Origin of the sequence: Streptomyces sp. NPDC048560 (assembly GCF_040650955.1) — a bacterium.
Taxonomy (GTDB): domain Bacteria; phylum Actinomycetota; class Actinomycetes; order Streptomycetales; family Streptomycetaceae; genus Streptomyces.
In genome coordinates this window covers 376,910-403,057 of sequence record NZ_JBEZIJ010000001.1, presented here as the reverse complement: position 1 = coordinate 403,057, position 26,148 = coordinate 376,910, and the positions used below count along the sequence as shown (strand labels likewise).

The 26,148-nt window shown below is 70.6% G+C and carries 19 protein-coding genes and 1 tRNA gene; 15 read left to right on the top strand and 5 right to left on the bottom strand.

Annotated features, from left to right (window positions below):
* Positions 1-62 precede the first annotated feature (62 nt).
* The gene (locus AB0C82_RS01695) at positions 63-743 is read right to left on the bottom strand and encodes a CoA pyrophosphatase (protein ID WP_362835207.1); all 681 of its coding nucleotides are present in this window, start codon (positions 741-743) and stop codon (positions 63-65) included.
* 212 nt (positions 744-955) lie between these two features.
* Here AB0C82_RS01695 and AB0C82_RS01690 point away from each other — a divergent pair, with 212 nt between their 5' ends.
* The gene (locus AB0C82_RS01690; protein ID WP_362835205.1) at positions 956-2,134 is read left to right on the top strand and encodes a P1 family peptidase; all 1,179 of its coding nucleotides are present in this window, start codon (positions 956-958) and stop codon (positions 2,132-2,134) included.
* Positions 2,135-2,159: 25 nt separating this feature from the next.
* Here AB0C82_RS01690 and AB0C82_RS01685 read toward each other — a convergent pair whose 3' ends face one another.
* From AB0C82_RS01685 to AB0C82_RS01670, 4 genes are all read right to left on the bottom strand, one after another.
* Positions 2,160-2,558, bottom strand: a complete 399-nt coding sequence (locus AB0C82_RS01685; RefSeq protein ID WP_362835203.1) for a hypothetical protein — start codon at positions 2,556-2,558, stop codon at positions 2,160-2,162.
* Positions 2,559-2,648: 90 nt separating this feature from the next.
* Positions 2,649-6,614 carry an SGNH/GDSL hydrolase family protein gene (locus tag AB0C82_RS01680; RefSeq protein WP_362835201.1) on the bottom strand — a complete coding sequence of 1,322 codons (3,966 nt, stop codon included), beginning with the start codon at positions 6,612-6,614 and terminating at the stop codon, positions 2,649-2,651.
* Positions 6,615-7,063: 449 nt separating this feature from the next.
* On the bottom strand, positions 7,064-9,169 hold the full coding sequence (locus tag AB0C82_RS01675) for a LamG domain-containing protein (protein WP_362836971.1): 2,106 nt from the start codon (positions 9,167-9,169) through the stop codon (positions 7,064-7,066).
* 359 nt (positions 9,170-9,528) lie between these two features.
* Positions 9,529-9,600: transfer RNA gene (locus tag AB0C82_RS01670), tRNA-Arg, on the bottom strand.
* A 103-nt stretch (positions 9,601-9,703) separates the two neighbouring features.
* Between AB0C82_RS01670 and AB0C82_RS01665 the strand changes: the two genes are divergently transcribed.
* The 14 genes from AB0C82_RS01665 to AB0C82_RS01600 all read left to right on the top strand — a co-directional run bounded on the left by AB0C82_RS01665 (position 9,704) and on the right by AB0C82_RS01600 (position 26,075).
* A complete protein-coding gene (locus AB0C82_RS01665) occupies positions 9,704-10,186 on the top strand; it encodes a response regulator (protein ID WP_362835199.1) in 483 nt (160 codons plus the stop codon).
* A gap of 55 nt (positions 10,187-10,241) precedes the next feature.
* Positions 10,242-11,303 (top strand): ArgS-related anticodon-binding protein NrtL, encoded by a 1,062-nt coding sequence (nrtL, locus tag AB0C82_RS01660; RefSeq protein ID WP_362835197.1) that lies wholly within the window; start codon positions 10,242-10,244, stop codon positions 11,301-11,303.
* A 24-nt stretch (positions 11,304-11,327) separates the two neighbouring features.
* Entirely contained in the window at positions 11,328-12,719 is a 1,392-nt protein-coding gene (gene lysA / locus AB0C82_RS01655; protein WP_362835195.1) for a diaminopimelate decarboxylase, read from the top strand.
* Between the two features lie 95 nt (positions 12,720-12,814).
* On the top strand, positions 12,815-14,116 hold the full coding sequence (locus tag AB0C82_RS01650; RefSeq protein ID WP_362835193.1) for a homoserine dehydrogenase: 1,302 nt from the start codon (positions 12,815-12,817) through the stop codon (positions 14,114-14,116).
* Between the two features lie 6 nt (positions 14,117-14,122).
* Positions 14,123-15,193 (top strand): threonine synthase, encoded by a 1,071-nt coding sequence (gene thrC / locus AB0C82_RS01645; protein WP_362835191.1) that lies wholly within the window; start codon positions 14,123-14,125, stop codon positions 15,191-15,193.
* A gap of 344 nt (positions 15,194-15,537) precedes the next feature.
* Positions 15,538-16,455 carry a homoserine kinase gene (gene thrB, locus AB0C82_RS01640; RefSeq protein ID WP_362835189.1) on the top strand — a complete coding sequence of 306 codons (918 nt, stop codon included), beginning with the start codon at positions 15,538-15,540 and terminating at the stop codon, positions 16,453-16,455.
* 390 nt (positions 16,456-16,845) lie between these two features.
* Complete coding sequence (gene rho / locus AB0C82_RS01635) at positions 16,846-18,939, top strand: transcription termination factor Rho (RefSeq protein ID WP_362835187.1); 2,094 nt, start codon at positions 16,846-16,848, stop codon at positions 18,937-18,939.
* Between the two features lie 289 nt (positions 18,940-19,228).
* The gene (locus AB0C82_RS01630) at positions 19,229-20,977 is read left to right on the top strand and encodes a trypsin-like serine protease (protein WP_362835185.1); all 1,749 of its coding nucleotides are present in this window, start codon (positions 19,229-19,231) and stop codon (positions 20,975-20,977) included.
* A 121-nt stretch (positions 20,978-21,098) separates the two neighbouring features.
* Complete coding sequence (locus AB0C82_RS01625) at positions 21,099-22,223, top strand: LCP family protein (protein ID WP_362835183.1); 1,125 nt, start codon at positions 21,099-21,101, stop codon at positions 22,221-22,223.
* 166 nt (positions 22,224-22,389) lie between these two features.
* Complete coding sequence (gene rpmE / locus AB0C82_RS01620) at positions 22,390-22,614, top strand: 50S ribosomal protein L31 (protein WP_362835181.1); 225 nt, start codon at positions 22,390-22,392, stop codon at positions 22,612-22,614.
* A 151-nt stretch (positions 22,615-22,765) separates the two neighbouring features.
* Positions 22,766-23,842, top strand: coding sequence for a peptide chain release factor 1 (gene prfA, locus AB0C82_RS01615; RefSeq protein WP_362835179.1), 1,077 nt, complete (start codon positions 22,766-22,768; stop codon positions 23,840-23,842).
* A gap of 40 nt (positions 23,843-23,882) precedes the next feature.
* On the top strand, positions 23,883-24,728 hold the full coding sequence (gene prmC, locus AB0C82_RS01610; RefSeq protein WP_362835177.1) for a peptide chain release factor N(5)-glutamine methyltransferase: 846 nt from the start codon (positions 23,883-23,885) through the stop codon (positions 24,726-24,728).
* 61 nt (positions 24,729-24,789) lie between these two features.
* Positions 24,790-25,437 carry an L-threonylcarbamoyladenylate synthase gene (locus AB0C82_RS01605; protein ID WP_185298440.1) on the top strand — a complete coding sequence of 216 codons (648 nt, stop codon included), beginning with the start codon at positions 24,790-24,792 and terminating at the stop codon, positions 25,435-25,437.
* Positions 25,434-26,075, top strand: coding sequence for a protein-tyrosine-phosphatase (locus tag AB0C82_RS01600; RefSeq protein ID WP_362835175.1), 642 nt, complete (start codon positions 25,434-25,436; stop codon positions 26,073-26,075). The genes AB0C82_RS01605 and AB0C82_RS01600 overlap by 4 nt, the downstream gene beginning before the upstream one ends.
* The last annotated feature ends 73 nt before the right edge of the window (positions 26,076-26,148 follow it).

Genomic DNA, 26,148 nt, shown 5'->3' with positions numbered 1-26,148 from the left:
CGGGATCCCGTACCGGAGCGGGTGCGCCCGGGCGGACGGCACGGCCGTACGCCCGGGGCGCCTCAGCCGACGCCCCCGTAACGGCGCTTGGCGTCCGCGAGGTCCTCGACCCGGGTGGTGTCCCACGGGCGTTCCCAGCCCGCCAGCCGCAGCAGCCAGGCGACGAGACTCCCCGTGAAGCCCCACAGGAACAGTTCCCCGGCCAGGAAGCCGGGGCCGGTGTAACCCGCCGTCATCCGGACCCGCAGCCGGCCCGCGGGGTCGGCGAGGTCCCGTACGGGTACCCGGTGCACGGACACGATCTCGCCGCCGTCGCCGGCCGGCGCCGTACCGCCCTGCCACCAGCCGAGCACGGGCGTGACGGAGAACCCGCTCCAGGCCAGGTACAGGGGCCGCAGCGGGGTGACGACACTGATGGCCGTCCGGTCGAGCCCGGTCTCCTCCGTGGTCTCGCGCAGCGCGGTGTGCACCGGGCCGAGGTCCTGCGGTCCCACGGATCCGCCGGGGAAGCACACCTGTCCCGGATGATCGCGCAGCGCGCCGGAACGGCGGAGGAACAACAGGTCGGGGCCGTCATCCCCGGAGCCGAACAGCACCAGGACGGCGGAGGACCTGCCGGACGCGGGCCCGGGCGCGGTGTACCGCTCCAGCTCCGGAGCGCTGTCCCGGCCGGCCCGTACGGCCAGCTCGGCCAGCCAGTCGGGTACGTGGGGGCCGGGCGGAGGACCAGCATCGAGAGCCACGGCCGCCAGCGTAGGGGAGCGGCGGGTCCCCGGCCCCGGTCCCCGCCCGCATTGGCGGGGAATCGGCCATGCCCTTTGCGCCGCCCCGCGATGCGCCTGGGTCATGACTGCCGACAGGCCGTGCACACAGGTGAGTTGAGGCCCCCGTGATCCGTGCGGCGGCCGGTACGTTGAGGTGATCACGCCGCAGGGGCGTCCTGGGAGGAGAGCCGATGAGTGTGCGTCAGGGAACGGACGGGTCCGGAGTGCCGATGACCGGGCCCATGAACGCGCTGACGGACGTGGCGGGGCTGCGGGTGGGCCACGCGGCACGGACCGGTGACGGCTGGCTGACCGGCGTCACCGTCGTCCTCGCCCCGGACGGCGGCGTCGTCGCGGCCGTCGACGTGCGCGGGGGCGGGCCCGGCACGCGGGAGACCGACGCCCTCGACCCGCGCAACCTGGTGCAGCGCATCGACGCCGTCGTACTGACCGGCGGCAGTGCCTTCGGGCTCGACGCGGCGGGCGGTGTGGCCGGGTGGCTGGAGGAGCGGGGACGCGGCTTCCGTGTGGGGCCGGGGCCGGAACAGGTCGTTCCGGTGGTCCCCGCCGCAGCCCTGTTCGACCTCGGGCGCGGCGGACGGTGGCGGGCGAGGCCCGGGGCGGACCTCGGGCGCGCGGCCGTCGAGGCGGCGGACCGTACGGAGGCGGGCGCCGCGGTGCCGCAGGGATGCGTGGGCGCGGGCACCGGCGCCGTGGCCGGCGGCGTCAAGGGCGGAGTCGGTACGGCGAGTGTCGTGCTGCCGTCCGGGGCGACCGTGGCCGCACTGGCGGTGGTGAACGCGGCCGGGTCGCTTCTCGATCCCGCGAACGGGATCCTCTACGGCGCCCGGACGGGTCTCGGCGACGAGTTCCTGGCGCGGGGACTGCCCGCCACGCCCCCGGACGAGGAACGGCACACCCGTGCGCGGACCCGGCTGGCCGCGGCCAAGGAGGAGACCGGGCGTCGGCAGGCCGGTCCGGTGCAGCCGCTCAACACCACCCTGGCCGTGGTCGCGACCGACGCGGCGCTGACCCGTCCCCAGGCACAGAAGCTGGCCGGCACCGCCCACGACGGTCTGGCCCGGGCGGTGCGGCCGGTGCACCTGCTCACCGACGGCGACACCGTCTTCGCCCTGTCCACGGGACGGCTGCCGCTGGTGCGCGAGAGCCCGGAGAGCCCGGTGGGCCGGGAGGCGCCCGGCGCTGACCGCTCCGGCTGGGCGGCGCACGTGGAAGCGATGGAACTCAACGAGGTGCTCGCCGCGGGGGCCGACGTGCTCACCCGGGCCGTGGTGCACGCGGCCCTGGCCGCCGAGGGCGTCGACGGCCGGGGCGGCGACTTCCCCTCGTACCGCGAGCTCTACTGCTGAAACCCGGCGACGGGCCGGAGACCCGTCACCTGTCCGGCGTCCGTACCAGCGCCAGCAGGCCGCCGAGGACGGCGAACAGCGCGAGGAAGAGCACTGTGCCGGCTCCGTCCACGGTGTCCTCGACCACATGGCCCCCGAGGAAGAACCACACCGCCGTGCCCACGAGGACGAGCAGGTGGTTGCCCCGCTCCCGCATCACGCGCATCCCCGCCCACAGCAGCACCGGCATGAACGCCACCCCGGCGATCAGCGCGAGAACCGACTCGACCGAGCCGGCGAGGAAGGCATCGGGATCGGCTGCCCGTGCGTCCGACGCCCAGGCCCTGCCGCCCGACCACACCAGGTAGCAGACCGTGGCTGCCACGGCCGCCGCGACCGTGCCCTTCACCCCACGTGCGGTACGGACCCCTGCCGTAATCGTCATACCTTCAGCCTTTCATGGCGCAGGCAGGGGACCTGAGTACAGGTACTCAGGTCCCCGCCGTTCCGCGTCTGTCTCGGTTCCGCTCCGCTCCTACAGAGTGTTCTGCAGGCTGTTCGCGTACAGCCGCGCCCCCGGGATCTTCGGGTGGAACGACTTCATGGACGGTGCGATGTTGCCCGGCAGCCAGTCCGGGTCACGGGCGTCGGCCTTCGCGTGTCCGGACAGCACGATGCCGTGGACGGTCTCCGGGTCACCGCAGATCGCCTTGCCGGCGAACTCGTCGCGCGGGTCGGAGAACACGGCCTTCGCCGCGTACAGGCGGTTGGCGTCGTCGACCGCACCCTTCATCTCGCCGGCCAGCGTGTCCGCCATGCTGTTCAGCCACGGCGCCTCCTCGGTTCCGATACCGAGGACACAACCCCCGACGCCCTCAAGGAGCTTCGGGTAGCCCATGAGCACGATCTTCGCGTTCGGGGCCTTCTTGTGAAGCTCGTTGAGCATCCCGGTCAGACGCGGCCGGATCTGCTCGTTGAGCCACTTCGGTGCCCACTGGTCCAGCGGGCCGGTCGTGCCGCCCGTCTCGCTCCCGGTGTCGGGGTCGACGGCGCCGATGGAGTTGTTGTTGCACACGGTCCCGGCCGTGACGCACTCCTTGATGATGTCGGCGAACCGGGCGTCGTTGCCACCGACCGACAGGGTGACCAGCGTGGTGTTCTGGTCGAGGTAACCCTGCTGGATCTGCGGCAGCTCGCTGTTCTGGCCCTTCGTCAGGATGTTGTAGTACCGGGCTCCCGAACACGCCACGAACTGGTAGTCCATGATCCGGTCACGGTCGTCGGCCATCTGCCCGATCGACTTCGTGTAGCCGGGCAGTGCGGCCTGGCGGGACCAGGCGTACTTGGACCGGTGGCAGTTGTTCTCGGTGTCCGGCTGCTGCGGGTTGTAGTAGTCGGACTCGGTGTAGTAGTCGTCACCGGCGTTCTCCGACGCGCCCTCACCCGAGGAGTACGAGTCGCCCATGGCGACGACCTGGTGGGTCGGCTTGGCACCCAGCGGCTCGAAGCCGACCGAGTCCCACGCCACGTCCTCCGTGCCCTTGCCGTCCTCCGTCACGTTCGACAGCGCCACGGTCGGCACGCCGGTGAAGTTGAACGCCCCGAGCGACACCCACTTGTTCTCCAGCACCCGCTGCGGCTTCACCCGCTTCGGACTGGTGGAGTTCGTGCCGCCCACGACGTAGGCGGCCTGACGGGTGTGCGCACCGTGGTCGGGCACGTGCGCCCAGACCCGCATCCAGCCCCGGTCCGCCGTCCCCAGCGTCCAGGTGCCGGTGGTCTTCATACGGGTGGCGTCCGTCGTCCCGGACTTGTTGGTGTGGGTGAACCAGAAGTGGTTGTTGTGCGCGGCCCCGATCTGATGGAGGTCGATCCGGGACGAGGCACTGCCGAAGTCGAAGTTGAACGTCCCCGAGGAGGCGACCGCTCCGCACGATCGTCCGGACGACCCCACGGGTGTGACGCCGTTGGCGACGTCGTCGACGATCTTCGTCCCCGTGGGCAGTCCGGCGGTGCACCGCGGCGGGTAGGCGTTCTCGTCCGGCTGTTCCGGATAGGTGGTGTCGAACCGGTGGAGCGGGTGCCCGCACTGGGCGCTGCTGGCGCAGTTCTTCCACGTGACGGACTTGTGGAACCAGCACTTCAGGTACAGCGGGTCGGATTCGTTGCCCGGGAGCAGGCAGGGACCGCCGCCGGTGTCGTTCGTCGCGCCCGTGCCGATCTTCGACGGGTTGCAGTCGTTGCTCGCGTCGCAGAAAAGGCCGATCGGGGGCTTGGCCGTCGTGCGGTTCGCGGTGGACGTCCACCACGCCGCACGGTAACCGGGCTGGAAGTCACCGGGCTTGAACATCGCCGAGATCGGGCGGGCCGCCCAGCCGATGACCTTCTCCGAGTACGGCCAGTCCTGCGGGTGCGCGGCGTGGCTGTAGTCGTCGTAGCCGGCGTAGTCCTCCAGGAAGGGGGTGCGGTTCTCCTTCCACAGCGGGTTCGCCGGGTTGTTCGTCCAGCCGACGCCCCACTTGCCGGAGGTGGTGCCGGACGATGCCTGCGTGTAGTAACCGCTGTTGTACGCCCACAGGGCGAAGAACCAGTTCTCGATGAACTTCGGGTCGCCGCCGTTGATCGTCAGACCGTCGGCGCGCGTCTGGTTCCACTTCTCGATCAGGATGTTCACGCCCGCCGCGATGTTCGCGGCGTAGTCGAGCGCGATGGCCTCCTGCTGCGCCACCGTCTTCGTCGGCTGGCCCTTGCCCGGGAGCCTCATGCCGTCGGTGACCTGCGTGACGCCGTAACCGCAGTCGGACTTGCTCCAGTTGATGAGCCAGGGGTCGGCCTGCTCACCGTCGGAGGAGTACGCGATGCCGTAGAAGTTGCCGATCAGCGGGTTGGCCGAGACGCCCGGTACCGCGTACCGGGTGGCCTGCCACATGTTCGACTCCTGCGCGGTGATGCCGAGCATCACCTGAGCCGGTACGTGCCAGTCCGCACCGCTGCCGCCCGCCAGGGGCGTCAGGGGGAACATCGACTGCGGGGCGTACCCCGCCATGCCGGTGTTCTTCCAGTTCGCGGCCCTCGTCGCGCTCAGGTTGAGCTTGCCGACGACGGCCTGGTCCACGGCCCACTCGATCTGCCGGGGGGTCGGCTGGAACGCCTGCTTCTTGACGTCGTTCCTCGGCACCGAGCACGTACGGTCCGCGTCGACCGGCGAGGCCATGGTCGACACACCGCCGGACTTCGCGCCCACGCGCAGGGCGGGGCTCATCGCCGTCGCGGCGCGCTGGGCGCTCGCGTCGCCCATCCGGTTGCCCGGAGACGCGTCCACGACGGCCGTCTTTCCCGTGTCGAGTGCCTTCAGGGTGATCCTGGCGGCGCGCGGGGATGCCGAGTCCTTCGCCGCGACCCGTGAGTCCTTGCCGTCGGCCCACGCGGTGGTCACCGCGGCGGCCCCGAGGCTGGATATCCGCGCGTCCTTGGCGATACCGCCCGGGTTGCGGACGGCGGCGGGCAGAGTGCCCTCGCTGCGCGCCTCACCGGTGACGTACACCGCACCCGAGGGCGTACGCGCGATGTCGAACCGGCTGAGCCCGCCCTCGGCGAGCTTCGCGGCCCGGCCCTTGCCGGTGGCGGTCCGCAGCGTGCCCGCGGTGACCCGGGAGACTGCCGCCCGATCGTCGGCCGAAGAGCCCGCCTTGCCACCGGGGAGGCGGTCGATGAAGGTCACACCGCCGTCGGCGTCCGGCTTCAGCTGGAACGGCGGGGCGTGGGTGGGTGCCACCGTCCGTACCGTGGAGCCGTCGATCTTGACGAGCTGACGGCCGCGCGCGGCGACGATCTCGCCGCCGACGGGGACCGCCGAGGTGACCTGGCCGGACACCGTGGCCTTGGTGGCGGTGCCCGTGCCGGCCGCGACCCTGACGAGCCGGGTCTCGTTCCTCTTGGAGGTGTTCTCGTCGGTGAACTGGGAGAACACCACGTCCTCGCCCGTACCGCAGCCGGGGGAGAAGTACGCCAGCGTGGCCTGGAACGGCAGCTTGCGTACGTCGCCGCTGCGCAGGTCCACGATGGCGGTGAACGCGCCGCGGCTCATCAGATCGGGCTTGTTCGTGAACGTACGGGGGGCGTACGCCACGGCGGCGTACCTCCCCGACTCGGTCACACAGGCGTTACCGATCCACGTGTCCGTGTCGAAACCCGGTTCCGACAGCGAGGCGGCGGTCTTCCACCGGTAGCCGTCCTTCTCGGCGGCCACCATGACGTGGAAGCCCGAACCGTCACCGGACGTGGTGAACGCCTGGTCCGAGGAGGACCTGTAGCCGGCGCCCAGCACCTCGGCACGCTTCTTCGAGGGAACCGCGCCGGGCTGGTCACCCGGAGCGAGCCGGTCCGCCGGGGGCGTGGTGGGGGAGGACCAGCCGTTGGCTGCTCCCGGGGGTACGGCGTCAGCGAAGGCCTGCGTCGTACCGACACCGCAGGCCACCGCGAGAGCGGCGACAACGGCCACCGGTACACGCGCCTGTCGTAATACTCTGCGTCTCAACTTCCCGTCCTTTTCCTGGTTTCACGCCCGGGACCGGGCGCGTGACCGCACCCGGAAGCCGGCGCCCGCAGGCACACGAAGGCAGGCTCCCTGGGGGCGGAGACCTTGTGCCGTCCGTCGGACCGGGTGTGGGGCCCGGTCCGGACGAACGGGATGGGTTGCGGGAGATCGTGACCTCGACCGCGGATGAGGAACTCGTCCGCGCCATCGTGGCAGCGGCTGCTCTTCTGCCGCTCTCCGTACACACCTGCCTCCGGAGCGGGGCGCGGGCATGAAAAGACCCTCTGCCCGGCGCTTCCGCCGGGCAGAGGGTCTTTCAGGAAGCATCGTCGGCCGGAAGCCCGACGGCGCGCAGGAACCTGGGTTCCGGTGAGCCGTCGGGAGAGCGGGCTTCCGCGCTCAGTACGGCAGGATCAGCACAGGCAGGGATCCGTACCCCAGCCCAGCCCGTTCACGTCCTTGTCCCGGAGCGCTCCGGAGTAGGCCTGCACCTCGTCCACATCGCCGCGGAGGTACTCACCCCAGCCGTCACCGGCCTTGGCCCGGCCGACCTGAAGGGCGCCCGTGCTGTGCCACCCGTCGGGGAGGCTCGCCGTCGCCTCGGCGCTGGTCTGGCCGTCGAGGTAGAGCTTGATCGTGTCGCTCCCGTCGTCGTAGACCACCGCGAGACGATGACCGGACCCCTCGCCGCCGTCCGCGCGCGCGATCCGGGCCACGACCTTCTCGGCGGCTCCGGCCTCGTCCCTCTCCGGCATGACCAGTTGCCAGGCGCGCGTGGACGGTTCATAGCGCACCTTGAACGCGTCGGTGTGCTCCCCGGCCTGCGAGAGCACGGTCATCGGGTGCGCGGGCCCGGAGTCCGCCAGGCGCACGACGGCGCCGAGGGTGAAACTGTCCCCGGTGTCCACGACGGGCCCGTCGGCCGCGGCGTACCCGCTCTCGCCGTCCAGGCGCAGATGCCCGTCGCCGACGAGCGGCGGCGGCACGTAGGTGCAGTCGGGGTCGATCTCCGGGATGCAGGAACTGTCGGAGCCCTGGTAGATCGAAGCTCCCGCGCCGAGCCGCAGCGGCGTGCCGCCCGACTGCTCGGGGCTCGCGCCGTCCGCCGCGTCCCCCAGCGACCAGTGGCCGAGCAGCTTCGGCTTGCGCAGTGCCAGTCCGGTCACCTCGTCCGGCACCACGACCCGGTCGTGGACCTGCACGTCACCGATGTCACCGTGCCACCGGTCGCGGTAGCCGAGAGTCCCACGGGCGCGTCCGATCTGGAACGCGCCGGCCGCTTCGGCGGGAGTCGCCTCCGCCGCGACGCCGACCTCATGGCCGTTGACGTACAACCGCGCGCGACCTGTCTCCGCGTCGTACAGCCCCAGCAGATGGGCCCACTCGCCCGTCTCGGGCGCGCCACCGGACACCCGTGCGCCCGCGAGCGCGAACGACCAGGCAGGGCCACCGGCCTGGCTGCGCAGCCCGAGGCCGAAGCCGGGCTTCCCGTCCGCGTCCTGGCTTGCGACGGTCATGTGACGCCCGGATTCGGCGGGCCGCACCCAGGCGCTCACCGCGAAGGTCTCGCGGATGTCGGTGGCCGGGGCGTCCGGGATGAGGAATGCGTGGCCGCTGCCGTCAAGGCTTACCGTGGTGGTGGCAGCGGTGCCCGTGGGCGCCGGGCCGCCGAAGGTCACGCCGGTACCGGCCCGGGCGACGGCACCCGTCTCGGCAGCGGCCGAGCGGGATCCCGCCGGGTCGTCGAGCTTCCAGCGGGCGACAGGAGCACGCCCGGACCGCACGTTGAAGTCGTAGAGCGACTGTCCGCTGCTTCGGCCCGCCCGGTCGATCGCGCGGACCGTCAGCGACTTGGGCCCTGCGGTGAGGGGCAGGTACGGAAGGGTCACGGCTGCGCCCGGCCGCTCGGCGGAGACGGTCCCGTAGGGGCCGCCCATGAAGCCGTACGTGTACGCCACCACGTCGTCCGAGGGTGAGTCCATGGTGAAGTGGCCGTAGACGCCCACCCCGTCCACCCAGAAGACGTCCTCGGGGTATTCGGGGGAGCTGATCGTCGCCTTCTCAGGATTCACGTCGTCGTACACGAACGAGCAGACCGAGCCGTCGCCCTCGTCGCTCCACGCGGAGGCCGCCTTGCCGTCGTTCGCGCGGACGTGCCAGTTGACGACCGTGTCCGCCGGGATGTCGTCCGGCATCGTCCAGTGGAAGTGCGCCCCCGACGTCAGGGTGACGGTCGTGTTGGTGCGGCGCTGCTCAACTCCGGCCGAGTCCGTCCACCAGGCTTCGAACTCGCCCTTCACCGGGCTGGATTCGGAGGGCTGGTTGTCCTCCTCCGGGTCGTACAGCACGGCACTGAGCCGCGGCGGTGCCGGGACGTACGGCGTGTCGTCCCCCGTCGCGCAGGCCTTGAACTCCGACTGGAGATCCTGGACCAACGGCTGCTTCGGCGGCAGGTTGTCCACCGCTTGCGCCGTACCGGCGGCCGCGGCCAGCAGCGCCGCCACGCAGCCGACCACCACCGCCTGTCTGGATCTGCCGGCCCTTCCGAACCTGGTCAAATGTCCCTCCCCTGTGAGCGTGTGAGCTCGTGGATCACACGAGCCGCCCGAAGCTAACAGAGACCACTGACGGCGCCTAAGGGGTTTCGTGTTCGCCAGGAACCAGCTCACGCAGCGGTGACAGGCAGTCGCCCAGCCCCCGTGCTGCTTCAGGGGCGTTGTGCGTTCCGCTTCCGGAACATCGCTATGGACCCACTCGCCGCTCACCCGCGATCAGTGGCACGCAACGACAAAGGCCCGGACTCAGTTGGACTGAGTTCGGGCCTTCATGCTTGGCACTTCAGCTGGTCGGCGAGGTGATCGCGTTGTCCCGGCTGGAGTGCCCCCGGCAGGATTCGAACCTGCGCACCCGGCTCCGGAGGCCGATGCTCTATCCCCTGAGCTACGGGGGCGTGTCGCTGTGTTGTGCGGCGACGAGTGAAACCTTACCAGCTTCCGAGGGCTGTCCGTGAACAGGTATTCACGCGTCCCCGCGGCGTCCGCCCGCAGGCGGAAGTGGGCAAAACCCGGACGCGGCCCTTGCCGCCGACCTACTCTCGGAGAGTGTCTGGCGCGTCCGGCCGCGTGCTTGTTGTCGACGACAGCAAGGTCATCCGGCAGCTGATCAGGGTCAATCTCGAGCTGGAGGGCTTCGAGGTCGTGACCGCGGCCGATGGTGCCGAGTGCCTGGATCTGGTGCACAGGGTCTGCCCGGACGTGATCACGCTCGATGTGATGATGCCCCGGCTCGACGGGGTGCAGACCGCCGCCCGGCTCCGCGCCGATCCCCGGACGAGTCATCTGCCCGTCGCGATCGTCAGCGCCTGCACGCCGTACGAGGTGGACACGGGCGTGGCCGCGGGGGTGGACGCCTTTCTGGCCAAGCCCTTCGAGCCCGGTGACCTCATACGGATGGTCCGCCGTCTGATGCACCGGGAGGAGCCGCCGTCGGTCGACGGCAGGCACGGTGCCGGGCGGGCGGGGAGTCCCGCCGGCTGACCGCATGGCGAAACCGGTTCGCGAAGTGCCCCCCCTCCTCCCATACGCTGGTCCCGTGACCCCGGCAGAGCTCTCCCGAACCGTGCTGCACGCCGTGCGGCGCGCGGTCGACGAGGATGCCTTGCGCGCGCCCGTACCCGCGCGCGTGCGAGTGGAAAGGACCAGGCCCGGCGGCAGCGGCGACTACGCCTGCGCCGTGGCCCTCCAACTGGCCGGCCCCGCCGCGCTGCCACCGCTGGACGTGGCGCGCATCCTCCGGGACCGGGTCACCGGTACGCCCGGGATCGGACGGGTCGAGATCACCGGCCCCGGCTTCCTGAACTTCACACTCGACGCCCCGGCCGACGCCGCCGCCCGCGCCTTCGTCGTCCGCGAGGTGCGGGAGAAGGGCCTCCGGTACGGGCGTGTCACCGCGCAGACCGGACAGCTCCACCGGCTGCACCACCGGCGCGAGGTCCGGGCCGCCGTGTTCACCGAGACCGTGGGGCGCGTCCTGCGTACCCAGGGCGGCCAGGTGCTCGCCGGCTGCACCGAGGACGTCGACAGCGACTGGGAGTGGCTGCGGGCCCGGGTCGGCCCGTACGACGGGGCGGCCGGGAGCATCGAGATCCGGCCCGTTCCCGCCGGAGCCACAGCCGGTGAACTGCTCACCCGGCTCGGCGCCGACGCCGCCCTGTGGGGTCTGCTGCGGCCCGCCGGGCACGACCGCGCCCCGCTCGGCGACGACCTCCTCGTCCAGGGCGGGACCAATCCGTTCTTCCTCGTCCGTTACGCCCGGGCCCGCGCCGACGCGCTCACCCGTGGCGCCGCGCGGCTGGGTTTCGCCGCCGCGTACGAGGAGGACGTCGAGGCACCCGCGCTCCACGCCGCGCTCGCCGACTACCCCGGCGTCCTCGCCGCCGCCGCCCGCCACCACGCACCCGACCGGGTCGCCCGGCACCTGGAGACGGTGGCGCATGCCTTCTTCGACTTCCACGACGCCTGCTCGCCGCTCCCCGTCGGCGACGAGAAACCCTCGGCCGCCCACCGCTCCCGGCTGGCCCTTGCCGAAGCCGCCGGATCGGTGCTGGCAGGCGGCCTGTTCGTGCTCGGCATCAGCGCGCCCCGACACCTCTGAGACCCGAAAGAGCAGAACACCACGATGAGCCGATCCGCCCACCCCGCCGGACCCCGTCACGCCGATGTCCTCCACGAAGGGCACTACGCGGCGCCGCCCGCCGATCTGAACGTCCTGGACGAGAAGGTCTGGTCCCGTACCGTCACGCGCGACGCGGACGGCGCGCTCACCGTCGGCGGCATCGAGGTCGCCCGGCTCGCGGAGGAGTTCGGCACGCCCGCGTACTTCCTCGACGAGAGCGACTTCCGGGCCAGGTGCCGCGCCTGGTCCGACGCCTTCGGACGCGACGCCGACGTGTTCTACGCGGGCAAGGCGTTCCTGTCGCGCGCCATCGTGCGCTGGCTCCAGGAAGAGGGACTGAACCTCGACGTCTGCTCCGGCGGCGAGCTGACCACCGCGCTGGACGCGGGGATGCCCGCCGAGCGCATCGCCTTCCACGGCAACAACAAGAGCATGGCGGAGATCGAGCGGGCCGTCGGCGTGGGCGTCGGCCGGATCGTGCTCGACTCCTTCCAGGAGATCGTCCGGGTCGCCGACGTCGCCCAGCGGCTCGGCAGGCGCCAGCGCGTACAGATCCGCGTCACCGTCGGCGTCGAGGCACACACCCACGAGTTCATCGCCACCGCCCACGAGGACCAGAAGTTCGGCATCGCGCTGGCCGGGGGACAGGCCGCCGAGGCCGTCCGCAGGGCTCTCACCCTCGACGGCCTGGAACTCATCGGCATCCACTCGCACATCGGCTCGCAGATCTTCGACATGGCCGGCTTCGAGGTCTCCGCGCGCCGCGTGGTGCAGCTGCTCGCCGAGGTGCGTGACGAGCACGGCGTGGAGCTCCCCGAGATCGACCTCGGTGGCGGACTCGGCATCGCCTACACGTCCGAGGACGACCCGCGCGAGCCGCACGAGATCGCCAAGGCGCTCAGCGACATCGTGACCCGCGAGTGCGAGTCGGCCGGACTCGCCACCCCGCGCATCTCCGTCGAGCCGGGCCGCGCCATCGTCGGACCCACCGCGTTCACGCTGTACGAGGTCGGCACCATCAAGCCCCTCGAAGGCCTCCGCACGTACGTGAGCGTCGACGGCGGCATGTCGGACAACATCCGCACCGCGCTGTACGACGCCGAGTACAGCGTCGCGCTCGTCTCCCGCCGTTCCGACGCCGAGCCGATGCTCGCGCGTGTCGTCGGCAAGCACTGCGAGAGTGGCGACATCGTGGTCAAGGACGCGTTCCTGCCTGCTGACCTGGCCCCCGGCGACCTGATCGCGGTGCCCGCCACCGGCGCGTACTGCCGCTCCATGGCGAGCAACTACAACCACGCCCTCCGCCCGCCGGTCGTCGCCGTGCGGGACGGCGAGGCGCGCGTCATCGTCCGACGGGAGACAGAGGAAGATCTTCTGTCGCTCGATGTCGGCTGATGAAATAGTCGTCTCAGGATCCGGACGGGTGGCAGAAACTCCCGTCCGGTGAGTGAGACTGGTCCACACATCAGATGTATGAGAAACGAGGTCGGATGATGCGTACGCGTCCGCTGAAGGTGGCGCTGCTGGGCTGTGGAGTGGTCGGCTCAGAGGTGGCTCGCATCATGACGACGCACGCCGACGACCTCACCGCGCGCATCGGCGCACCGGTGGAACTCGCCGGTGTCGCCGTCCGACGGCCCTCGAAGGTGCGGGAGGGAATCGACCCCGCACTCATCACCACCGACGCGACCGCCCTGGTCAAACGGGGTGACATCGATGTGGTCATCGAGGTCATCGGAGGCATCGAGCCGGCCAGGACGCTGATCACGACAGCGTTCGAGCACGGCGCCAGCGTCGTCTCCGCCAACAAGGCGCTGCTCGCCGAGGACGGCGCCGCACTCCACGCCGCCGCGGAGAGCCAGGGCCGGGACCTCTACTACGAGGCCGCCGTGGCCGGCGCCATCCCCCTCGTACGTCCGCTCCGCGAATCCCTCGCGGGGGACAAGGTCAACCGCGTCCTGGGCATCGTCAACGGCACCACCAACTTCATCCTCGACCGGATGGACACGAGCGGAGCCGGATACTCGGAGGCGCTCGACGAGGCCACCGCCCTCGGGTACGCCGAAGCCGACCCGACCGCGGACGTCGAGGGTTTCGACGCCGCCGCGAAGGCCGCGATCCTGGCCGGGATCGCCTTCCACACCCGGGTCAAGATCGGTGAGGTGCACCGCGAGGGCATCAGCGAGGTGACCGCCGCGGACATCGCGTCCGCCCGGCGCATGGGCTGCACGGTCAAGCTCCTCGCCATCTGCGAGCGCGCCGCCGACGGCCGGTCCGTCACCGCCCGCGTGCACCCCGCGATGATCCCGCTCACCCACCCGCTGGCCTCCGTGCGCGAGGCGTACAACGCCGTCTTCGTCGAGGCGGAGGCGGCCGGGCAGCTGATGTTCTACGGCCCCGGCGCCGGTGGTGCGCCGACCGCGTCCGCGGTCCTCGGCGACCTGGTCGCGGTCTGCCGCAACAAGCTCGGCGAGGCCACCGGCCCCGGTGAGTCCGCGTACACGCGTCTTCCGGTCAGCCCCATGGGCGAGGTCGTCACGCGGTACCACATCAGTCTCGACGTGGCCGACAAGCCTGGCGTACTCGCCCAGGTCGCGACGGTCTTCGCCGAACAGGGCGTATCCATCGATACGGTCCGCCAGCAGAGCCGACAGGACGGAGACGGCGAGGCTTCTCTCGTCGTCGTCACCCACCGCGCGCCCGACGCCGCCCTCTCGGCGACCGTCGAGGCGCTGCGCAAGCTGGACACCGTGCGCGGTGTCGCCAGCATCATGCGTGTTGAAGGGGAGTAAGGACCCATGACCACCAAGGGCACCCACCAGTGGCGCGGCATCATCGAGGAGTACCGGGACCGCCTTCCGGTCACGAGCACGACCCCGGTCGTCACGCTCCGTGAGGGCGGCACGCCGCTCGTCCCCGCTCAGGTCCTCTCCGAGCGCACGGGCTGCGAGGTGTACCTCAAGGTGGAGGGCGCCAACCCCACCGGGTCGTTCAAGGACCGCGGCATGACCATGGCGATCACCCGCGCCAAGGAGGAGGGGGCGAAGGCCGTCATCTGCGCCTCCACCGGCAACACCTCGGCCTCCGCCGCCGCTTACGCGGTGCGGGCCGGCATGGTCTGTGCCGTCCTGGTGCCGCAGGGCAAGATCGCCCTCGGCAAGATGGGCCAGGCGCTGGTCCACGGCGCGAAGATCCTCCAGGTCGACGGAAACTTCGACGACTGCCTCACGCTGGCCCGCTCGCTCTCGGACAACTACCCGGTGGCGCTGGTCAATTCGGTCAATCCGGTCCGTATCGAGGGCCAGAAGACCGCCGCGTTCGAGATCGTCGACGCGCTCGGCAACGCCCCGGACATCCACGTCCTGCCCGTCGGCAACGCGGGCAACATCACCGCGTACTGGAAGGGCTACACCGAATACGCGGCGGACGGCATGGCCGCCCGCACCCCGCGCATGTGGGGCTTCCAGGCGTCCGGTTCCGCGCCCATCGTGCGCGGCGAGATCGTCAAGGACCCGTCGACGATCGCCACCGCGATCCGGATCGGCAACCCGGCGTCCTGGCAGTACGCGCTGGCCGCGCGGGATGAGTCGGGCGGCTTCATCGACGAGGTCACGGACCGTCAGATCCTGTCCGCCTACCGCCTGTTGGCCTCCCAGGAGGGTGTCTTCGTCGAGCCGGCGTCGGCGGCGTCGGTCGCCGGTCTGCTGAAGGCCGCCGAAGAGGGCAAGGTCGACCCCGGCCAGACGATCGTCTGCACGGTCACCGGCAACGGCCTCAAGGACCCCGACTGGGCCGTCGCGGGCGCTCCGCAGCCGGTCACGGTCCCGGTCGACGCGGTCACCGCGGCCGAGAAGCTGGGCCTGGTCTAGGACCTGCCCCAGGGCCTCGTCCGTTCCCGTACGGCACGTGCGGGAACAGCGGCAAGAACCAGCTCAACCGCCCCTTTTCGGGGCGGAGAGCGCATAGGAGGCGTGCGACACGCATCGTGCGCCTCCTGTGCGCCCTATGTCGCGACAGAACCTTCCTTCGATAAGCTGTACCCACACGCTCCGTCGTAATCGACGCGGCGCGGTTGCCGTCGTGGCCGTCGGTTCCGCCACCGGATATTCGCCTCACCCGCACCACGACCCCCACAGCCGCCCCGTTCCACACCCCCGCACGTAGATCCACCGCACCACATCCCCGCCGCCTTACAAGGAGAGTCGTCCAGCCGATGGCCGGTCCCGCGTTCCGAGCTGCCGCCGTCAGGGTGCGCGTCCCCGCGACCAGCGCCAACCTTGGCCCGGGTTTCGACGCCCTGGGCCTGTCCCTGGGGCTGTACGACGATGTCGTGGTCCGGGTCGCCGACTCGGGGCTGCACATCGACATCGCGGGCGAGGGCGCCGAAACGCTGCCCCGCGACGAGCGCCACCTCCTCGTACGCTCCCTGCGCACCGCCTTCGACCTGCTCGGCGGACAGCCCCGCGGCCTCGAGATCGTCTGTGCCAACCGCATCCCGCACGGCCGGGGCCTCGGTTCGTCCTCCGCCGCCATCTGCGCCGGCATCGTCGCCGCCCGCGCCGTGACGACCGGCGGCGACGCCCGCCTCGACGACGCGGCCCTGCTGGAGCTCGCGACCGAGATCGAGGGCCACCCCGACAACGTCGCCGCCTGTCTGCTCGGCGGCTTCACCCTCGCCTGGATGGACGGCGGAGCCGCCAGGGCGATCAGGATGGACCCCGCGGATTCCGTCGTTCCGGTGGTTTTCGTGCCGGGCAGGCCCGTCCTCACCGAGACCGCCCGCGGTCTGCTCCCGCGCACCGTCCCGCACGTGGACGCCGCGGCCAACGCCGGCAGGGCCGCCCTGCTCGTCGAGGCCCTGACCAGGCGCCCCGAGTTCCTGCTGGCGGCCACCGAGGACCGGCTCCACCAGGAGTACCGGGCACCCGCGATGCCGGAGAGCGTGGAGCTGGTCAACCGTCTGCGGGCCGACGGCGTCCCCGCTGTCATCTCCGGTGCGGGCCCCACGGTCCTCGCACTGGCGGACGAGGGGTCGGCCGACAAGATCGCCCGACTGGCGGGCGAGGGATGGGCCGCGAACCGGCTCGCCCTCGACGCCACGGGCGCGAGCGTACTGCCGCTCGCCTCGTAGTCACATGTGATTACCGGTGAGTGAGAGGGGGAATGTTTGTTGGAGCCGGTAGTGTTAACCTCAAGTCTGCAACCGACGTCTTTGTGGCGCGTTGCTTCGTGTCCCCCTCCGGGACCACCATTCTTCCGGGAGCCTCCCCAACTGCCTGAGCAGCCTGCCTGAGCAGTTTCGAGCACGCTCCGGAACCGGCACGACACCCCCTCGCTATGTCCAGGAGTGGGCCGAGCAGGGGGATCTCGCGCCGGACCCCGCACATTTCATCTCTCCGCCGTACCCGGCGGACCACCGCCCCGGCACGGTCCGCGATCGAAAAGATCACAGACCGCAGTCGGACAGCACAACCGGTCGCCGAGCCAGAAGGCCGACGTCCGCTCCAGGGAAGGACCCTTCGTGAGCGACACCACCGATCTGATGGGCGTGACTGCCGACAAGAGCGTCGACAGCGCCGCGCCCGCCGAAGGTGCTGCCACTGGCACCACCACACGGCGCCGCCGCTCCGGCACCGGCCTCGATGGCATGGTCCTGGCCGAGCTGCAGCAGGTCGCGTCCGGCCTCGGCATCAGGGGCACTGCGCGGATGCGCAAGAGCCAGCTGATCGAGGTCATCAAGGAGGCGCAGGCCGGGGGCTCCTCCGCACCCAAGACTGCCTCCAAGGCCGCTGCGGCCACCGCCGGTACCGACGCCGAGAGCAAGCCGAAGCGGCGTGCCACGTCCAAGGCGCGCACCGGGGACGAGGCCGCCGCCTCGCCCGAGAGCAAGGCCACGGCCCAGCAGCAGATCGACATCCCCGGTCAGCCGGCCAACGACGACCAGCCCACGGGCGAGCGTCGTCGGCGCCGTGCGACCGCGCAGGCGGGCAGCCCCGACACCAAGACCGAGGTCAAGGCGGAGCCGCAGGCCGAGCCGAAGAGCGAAACCCGCGGCGACGACCGCGGCGAGACGAAGGGCGAGGCCAAGGCCGAGTCCGCCGTCGACAGCGCCGAGGGCCGCCGCGGCGACCGTCAGGACCGTGGCCAGCGCGGTGAGCGTGGCGACCGCGGTGAGCGCGGTGAGCGCGGTGAGCGCGGCGACCGTCGTGAGCGTCAGCGTGACCGTCGTGGCAAGGGCGACGACCAGGGCCAGCAGGGCGGCGGCGGCCAGCGGCCGCAGCGCCAGGGCCAGGGTCAGACCCAGAGCCAGGGCCAGGGGCAGAGCGGCCAGGGCCAGCAGGGTGGCGGCCCCCAGGACGACGGTTTCGACGACGAGGGTGGCCGTCGCGGCCGCCGTGGCCGTTACCGTGACCGCCGTGGGCGTCGTGGCCGCGAGGACACCTTCGCCCCCGACGTACAGGTTGCCGACGACGACGTCCTGATCCCCGTCGCGGGCATCCTGGACATCCTCGACAACTACGCGTTCATCCGGACCTCCGGCTACCTGCCCGGTCCGAACGACGTGTACGTCTCGCTCGCACAGGTCCGCAAGAACGGCCTGCGCAAGGGTGACCACGTCACGGGCGCGGTCCGCCAGCCCAAGGACGGCGAGCGCCGCGAGAAGTTCAACGCGCTGGTCCGCCTCGACTCGGTCAACGGCATGGCGCCGGAGACCGGCCGCGGCCGTCCGGAGTTCCAGAAGCTGACGCCGCTCTACCCGCAGGACCGGCTCCGCCTGGAGACCGACTCCAACATCCTGACCACCCGGATCATCGACCTGGTCGCCCCCATCGGCAAGGGCCAGCGTGGGCTCATCGTGGCCCCGCCGAAGACCGGTAAGACCATGATCCTGCAGGCCATCGCCAACGCGATCACGGTCAACAGCCCCGAGTGCCACCTGATGGTCGTCCTGGTCGACGAGCGTCCGGAAGAGGTCACCGACATGCAGCGGTCGGTGAAGGGCGAGGTCATCTCCTCGACCTTCGACCGTCCGGCCGAGGACCACACCACGGTCGCCGAGCTGGCCATCGAGCGCGCGAAGCGCCTCGTGGAGCTGGGTCACGACGTGGTCGTCCTGCTCGACTCGATCACCCGTCTGGGCCGCGCGTACAACCTCGCGGCGCCTGCGTCCGGACGCATCCTGTCCGGTGGTGTCGACTCGACCGCGCTGTACCCGCCGAAGCGCTTCTTCGGTGCCGCGCGCAACATCGAGGACGGCGGCTCGCTGACCATTCTCGCCACCGCGCTCGTCGAGACCGGCTCGCGCATGGACGAGGTGATCTTCGAGGAGTTCAAGGGCACCGGAAACATGGAGCTCAAGCTCGACCGGAAGCTCTCCGACAAGCGCATCTTCCCGGCGGTGGACGTCGACGCGTCCAGCACCCGTAAGGAAGAAATCCTTCTCGGCACCGATGAATTGGCAGTCGTCTGGAAGCTGCGCCGGGTGCTTCACGCACTCGACCAGCAGCAGGCGATCGAGCTGCTGCTCGACCGCATGAAGAAGACCCAGTCCAACGCCGAGTTCCTTCTGCAGATTCAGAAGACGACTCCCGGCAGCGGCAATGGGAACGACTGACGGCTGACCAAAAAGTAGAATCGGGACAGTTCAACCGTCCTTGAAATCCGCCTTGTTACTTCGGTGACGGGGCGGATTTCTTTTTGCCTTCCTCCGGAGTCCCCCTTTTGTTGATCCTGGCGTAATATCTGCGTCAGTTGAGGTGGGGGGGCCATCCCGGCAGCACCGCATAGGGCGAAAGCCCTTCTTCGTGCTGCCCCGCTGCGGGCAGACGTTCTGCCGAGCCCCCGCCGTCCCACGATCCGGCGGAGTCCCACGCACCGCCGGTTCCGATACGAAGGATCGCCGCGTGCACATACGCACCAGGGGTGGCCGGCACTCGCGCCGGCTCAAGCTCGCCGTTCCGGCCGTAGCTGTCACCGTCCTCGCCCTCGTGGGCACGGGGCTCACGATGGCCAGCTCCCAGGCCGACGAGCCGGTTCCGACCGTCGCGGCAGCAGCCGTGGACCGTCCCACCGCGCCGTCGGACGCCGAACTGCGCGAGCGTGTGGTCAAGGCGGCGGAGGCCGACCGCAAGACCCTCGCCCCGTCCAAGCTCAATGCCACGGACGACCCGGGTCCCGCCCCGATGGTCATCGGCGGCACGGAGACGTCCATCTCCACCGCCCCGTGGATGGCGCAGCTCTGGTACAACGACGGCACCGGGGGCTTCTTCTGCGGTGGCGTCGTGATCGCGCCCGCCAAGATCGCCACGGCCGCGCACTGCGTCGACGGCTTCGACTGGGCCGAGTACGGCACGGTCGTCACCGGAGCCGACTCCACCGACTCGGTCGGCAGCGGGGAAGTGAACTGGGCCTACCGGCAGTGGACCCACCCGCAGTACAACGGCGCCACCGGGGCTGCCGACAACGACATCGCGGTGCTCACGCTGGTCAAGCCGGTCACGGTCAAGCCGCTGCCCGTGATGGCGAAGGCGGACACGGCCCTCTACGCCCCCGGCACCCAGGCCAAGGTGTACGGCTGGGGCCGCACCAGCTCGACCAACAACGAGATCGCCACGACCCTGCGTACGGCGACGCTTCCGATCGTCTCGGACACGACGTGCGCCAACTCGTACGGTGGCGACTTCAAGTCGGGCCACATGGTCTGCGCGGGCAAGACGGGCGCGACCGACGCCGAGACGACCGGCGCCTGCAACGGTGACTCCGGCGGCCCGCTCGTGGTCGGCGGCAAGCTGGTCGGCATCGTCTCGTGGGGCATCACGGACTGTGTCGGAGAGGGCGCGTACAGCGTCTTCACCAAGGTGAGCAGCTACGTCCCCGCGATCAACGCGCGGGCGTACGACACCAACCTGAACTACGACCACCGCGCGGACCTGCTGGCCCGCAAGGCGTCGACGAACACGATCTACGGGTTCACCTCGAACGGCAGCTCCATGTCGAAGTACACCTTCGGCAGCAACTGGGGCGCCCTCAACCTCCTGCTCCAGACGGACCTCAACCGGGACGACTACCAGGACCTGCTCTACCGCACCAGCGACGGCAGCCTCTACTGGGACTGGATCAACCCGGCCACGGAGGAGTGGGAGTCCAAGCGGATCGCCACCGGCTGGGGCTCCCGCAAGCAGATCCTGTCGCCCGGTGACCTGACCGGCGACGGTCACCCCGACGTCCTGTCGACGGACTCCGCCGGTGACTTCTGGCTGTACCCGGGCAAGGGCAACGGTTCGTTCGCCACCCGCAGCAAGATCGGCGGCGGCGGTCTCAGCTACTCCATGGTCCGGGGCAGCGGCGACTTCACGAACGACGGCAAGGCCGACATCATCGCCCGCGGCAGCGGCGGCAAGATCTACCTCTTCCCGGGCACCGGCAAGGCGAGCGCACCGTTCGCCTCCAAGGTCCTCGTCAGGACCTGGGACGTCGCCAACGCCCTCGTCACCACGGGCGACTTCAGCGGCGACGGCATCGCGGACATCATCGTCCGCGTGAAGACCGGCGAGCTGTACCTCTACCCGGGCACCGGCAAGGCGGACAGCGGGATCTTCGGCTCCCGCAAGCTGCTGGGCTCCGGAGCGTCGAGCTACAACCTGTTCGGCTGATCACACCCGCAGCACTCCTGCCGAAGAGCCCCCGCGTCCTTGGACGCGGGGGCTCTTTGCGTATTGGAACAACCGTATGTAAGTCTTTTCAGCCGCAAACCCCGTCACGGAATGTGAGCAGATGCCGGACCACACGAGCCAGACCACGCCGACCGGACCGCGGCGCGCAGGCGCCACGGGCCGCCGCCGCAAGAGCCCCGAGCGCAGCGCGCGGCGCACGGCGCTGCGCGTGTCCGCGTGGGCGCTCGCCGCGGCCGTCGTGCTGGGCGGTGCGGGCTCCGGTTACGTCTACCTCAAGCTGGACGGCAACCTCTCCAGCATCGACATCGACGCCGAGCTGGGCGGGGACCGCCCCGACGACGCCGACAACGGCTCCCAGGACATCCTGGTGCTCGGCTCCGACTCCCGTTCGGGCGCCAACGACGCGTACGGCGCGGACCAGGGCGCCGCCCGGTCGGACACCGCGATGGTGATGCACGTCGACGAGGGCCACACCTCGGCCTCGGTCGTCTCCATCCCCAGGGACACGATCATCGAGCGCCCCGCCTGCACCGGTGACGTCTCCGGCGAGCCGGTGGCCGCGGACGACCGGGCGATGTTCAACACGGCGTACGAGGTCGGGGGACCCGCCTGTGCGGTGAAGACCGTCGAGGCCATGTCGGGCATCCGCATGGACCACTACGTCGAGGTCGACTTCACCGGCTTCAAGAAGCTCATAGACGAACTCGGCGGCGTCGACATCACCACCGACCGGGCGATCAACGATTCCAAGAGCCATCTGAACCTGACGCCCGGTACGCACCGGCTCGACGGCGAGGAGTCGCTCGGTCTCGTCCGCACCCGCAAGAGCGTCGGCGACGGCAGCGACCTGGGCCGCATCCAGTTGCAGCAGGCCTTCGTGAAGGCGCTGATGGAACAGACGAAGAGCGTCGGGGTGTTCTCCAGCCCGAAGAAACTCCTCGGGCTAGCCGACGCGGCCACGAAGGCTGTCACCACGGACTCCGGTCTCGGCTCGGTGAAGAAGCTCACGTCCTTCGCGAACGGGCTGAAGGGCCTCGGTCCGAAGAACGTCCACATGGTCACGATGCCCGTGCGGTACGACCCGGCCGACCCGAACCGGGTGGTGCCCATGGAGAAGCCGGCCCGCCAGGTGTGGGCGGCCCTGAAGCAGGACCGGGCGATCCCCGCCTCGGCCACCGTGACGTCCGCGGGCGACAAGGGAACGGCGGGGCAGGTCGTCCGGTGACACCTCCCGGTCCCGTGCCGGCGTTTGTGGAGGTCCGGGAATACCTGCGGGCCCACCCCGGTTTTGGGAGATACGCCCAGTCCTGGCAGACTGGTACGTCGGCCCCGGTTCACGGACGCGCAATCAGCGCGGACGACCCGGAGCCCTCCCGAAACTAGGAGACACCTTGAAGCGCGAGATTCACCCCGAGTACGTCGAGACCCAGGTCAGCTGTACCTGCGGTGCGTCGTTCACCACCCGGAGCACCCTGGGCAGCGGCGCCATCCGCGCCGACGTCTGCTCCGAGTGCCACCCGTTCTACACGGGCAAGCAGAAGATCCTCGACACCGGTGGCCGCGTGGCCCGCTTCGAGGCCCGCTTCGGCAAGGCTGCCGGCTCCGCCAGCAAGTAGCGAGCCACTGCGCCGGTTCCCGGCGCCCTCATTCCAGGGGGCGCCGGGGCCGGCGTTTTTTCCGGCCGGACGCCCGGGGGAGATCCCCGGGGAACCCCGGACAGCACGCCCTCCAGCAGGCCCGTCGACGTAATCAACCAGGAGCCCCCGAATGTTCGAGGCGGTCGAGGAACTGATCGGTGAACACGCCGGTCTCGAGAAGAAGCTCGCCGACCCGTCGGTCCACTCGGACCAGGCCAACGCGCGCAAGCTCAACAAGCGCTACGCGGAGCTGACCCCGATCGTCTCCACGTACCTGTCCTGGAAGCGCACCGGCGACGACATCGAGACCGCTCGCGAGTTCGCCGCCGACGACCCGGACTTCGCCGCCGAGGTGAAGGACCTGGAGAAGCAGCGCGAAGCACTCACCGAGAAGCTCCGCCTCCTCCTGGTCCCGCGCGACCCCAGCGACGACAAGGACGTGCTCCTGGAGATCAAGGCGGGCGCGGGCGGCGACGAGTCCGCCCTGTTCGCCGGTGACCTGCTGCGCATGTACCTGCGCTACGCCGAGCGCGTCGGCTGGAAGACCGAGATCATCGACTCCACCGAGTCCGAGCTCGGCGGCTACAAGGACGTCCAGGTCGCCGTGAAGACCAAGGGCGGCAACGGTGCCACCGAGCCCGGCCAGGGTGTCTGGGCACGGATGAAGTACGAGGGCGGTGTGCACCGTGTGCAGCGCGTGCCCTCCACCGAGTCCCAGGGCCGCATCCACACCTCCGCCGCCGGTGTGCTCGTCACGCCCGAGGCAGAGGAGGTCGAGGTCGAGATCCACGCCAACGACCTGCGCATCGACGTCTACCGCTCCTCCGGTCCCGGCGGCCAGTCCGTCAACACGACCGACTCCGCCGTCCGCATCACGCACCTGCCGACCGGTGTCGTCGCCTCCTGCCAGAACGAGAAGAGCCAGCTCCAGAACAAGGAGCAGGCCATGCGCATCCTGCGCTCGCGGCTCCTGGCCGCGGCCCAGGAAGCGGCCGAGCAGGAAGCCTCCGACGTCCGCCGCAGCCAGGTCCGTACCGTCGACCGCTCCGAGAAGATCCGCACGTACAACTTCCCGGAAAACCGGATCTCGGACCACCGCGTCGGCTTCAAGGCGTACAACTTGGACCAGGTGCTCGACGGTGACCTGGACGCCGTGATCCAGGCGTGTGTCGACGCCGACTCGGCCGCCAAGCTCGCCAACGCGTAACCTGCCCGTCCCGCCCGTGACCCCCGTTCGGAGAACCGCGATGAACCTGCTGCTCGCCGAGGTGGCCCAGGCCACCCAGCGGCTGGCCGACGCCGGTGTCCCTTCACCGCGATTCGACGCCGAGGAACTCGCCGCCTTCGTGCACGGCGTCAAGCGGGGCGAGCTGCACAACGTGCCGGACCGGGACTTCGACGCCCGGTACTGGGAGACCATCGCCCGCCGCGAGGCCCGCGAACCCCTCCAGCACATCACCGGCCGCGCGTTCTTCCGCTACCTGGAGCTCCAGGTGGGGCCCGGTGTCTTCGTGCCCCGCCCGGAGACCGAGTCCGTCGTCGGCTGGGCCATAGACGCCGTCCGCGCGATGGACGTCGTCGAACCGCTCATCGTCGACCTCTGCACCGGATCGGGCGCCATCGCGCTTGCGATGGCGCAGGAGGTGCCGCGCTCGCGTGTGCACGGGGTGGAGCTGTCCGAGGACGCCCTGACGTGGACCAGGAAGAACGCCGAGGGGTCCAGGGTCACCATCCACCGGGGAGACGCCGCAACGGCCCTTCCCGAGCTCGACGGCCAGGTCGACCTGGTCATCTCCAACCCGCCGTACATCCCGCTCACCGAGTGGGAGTACGTGGCACCCGAGGCCCGTGACCACGACCCGCAGATGGCGCTCTTCTCGGGCGAGGACGGCCTCGACCTCATCCGGTCCATCGAGCGGACCGCGCACCGCCTGCTGCGTCCCGGCGGCCTCGTCGTCATCGAGCACGCCGACACCCAGGGCGGCCAGGTGCCGTGGATCTTCACCGAGGAGCGGGGCTGGGCCGACGCGGCCGACCACCCCGACCTGAACAACAGGCCCCGTTTCGCGACCGCCCGCAGGGCCATGCCGTGACCGGTCCTGACCCGCACCACCCGTACCCGCAATACCCGTACATGCTTGAGGAGGCCGGCTGATGGCACGGCGATACGACTGCAACGACGCGACCGACCGTACGACCGGCCTGCGTGAGGCCGCGTCCGCCGTCCGCCGCGGCGAACTGGTCGTGCTGCCCACCGACACCGTGTACGGGATCGGTGCGGATGCCTTCAGCTCCGAAGGTGTCAGCGATCTGCTCGACGCCAAGGGCCGCGGCCGCAACATGCCGACCCCTGTCCTGATCGGTTCCCCGAACACGCTGCACGGCCTGGTCACGGACTTCTCCGAGCAGGCGTGGGAACTCGTCGACGCGTTCTGGCCGGGTGCGCTGACCCTCGTCGCCAAGCACCAGCCCTCGCTCCAGTGGGACCTCGGCGACACCCGCGGCACCGTCGCGATCCGGATGCCCCTGCACCCGGTCGCCATCGAGCTGCTCACCGAAGTCGGCCCGATGGCCGTCTCCAGTGCGAACCTCACGGGACACCCCTCGCCGGAGGACTGCGACGCCGCCCAGGAGATGCTGGGCGACTCCGTCTCCGTGTACCTCGACGGCGGACCCACGCCCGGCATCGTGCCGTCCTCCATCGTCGACGTCACCGGCAAGATCCCTGTCCTCCTGCGCGCCGGCGCGCTCTCCGTAGAGGAGCTGCGCAAGGTGGTACCCGACCTCGAGGTGGCCAATTGACCGCCCCTGAGGGGCGTGGCATAGCGGGGCAGACCGACACTTTCCGCATCCTCCACGTCAGCACCGGCAACGTCTGCCGCTCGCCGATCACCGAGCGGCTGACCCGTCATGCCCTGGTGGACCGCCTCGGTGATCCGCTGAGCGGCGGCCTGATCGTGGAGAGCGCGGGCACCTGGGGGCACGAAGGCGCTCCCATGGAGGCCAACGCCGAGGTCGTCCTCGCCGACTTCGGCGCGGACGCCACCGGCTTCGTCGGCCGCGAACTGCTCGACGAGCACGTGATCCGCGCCGACCTCGTACTCACCGCCACCCGTGACCACCGGGCCCAGGTGATCTCCATGGGCCACTCGGCCGGGCTGCGGACGTTCACCCTCAAGGAGTTCACCCGGCTCGTCCGGGCCATAGACCCCGCCACGCTCCCCGACCCCCGGGACGAGGGCGTCGTCGAGCGCGCCCGCGCCCTGGTGCGGGCGGCGGCGGCACTGCGCGGCTGGCTGCTCGCCCCCACCGCCGAGGCGGACGAGGTGTACGACCCGTACGGCGCACCGATCACGTTCTTCCGTTCCATCGGCGACGAGATCAACCAGGCCCTCGACCCGGTCGTCACCGCGCTGACAGGCGTACAGACGCCCCACTGAAGCCGTCGCCGCCGGGGGAGTCACCCGCGCTGAGCCCTATGGAGCACCGGCCGTGCGCCGACCGGCGTACCGG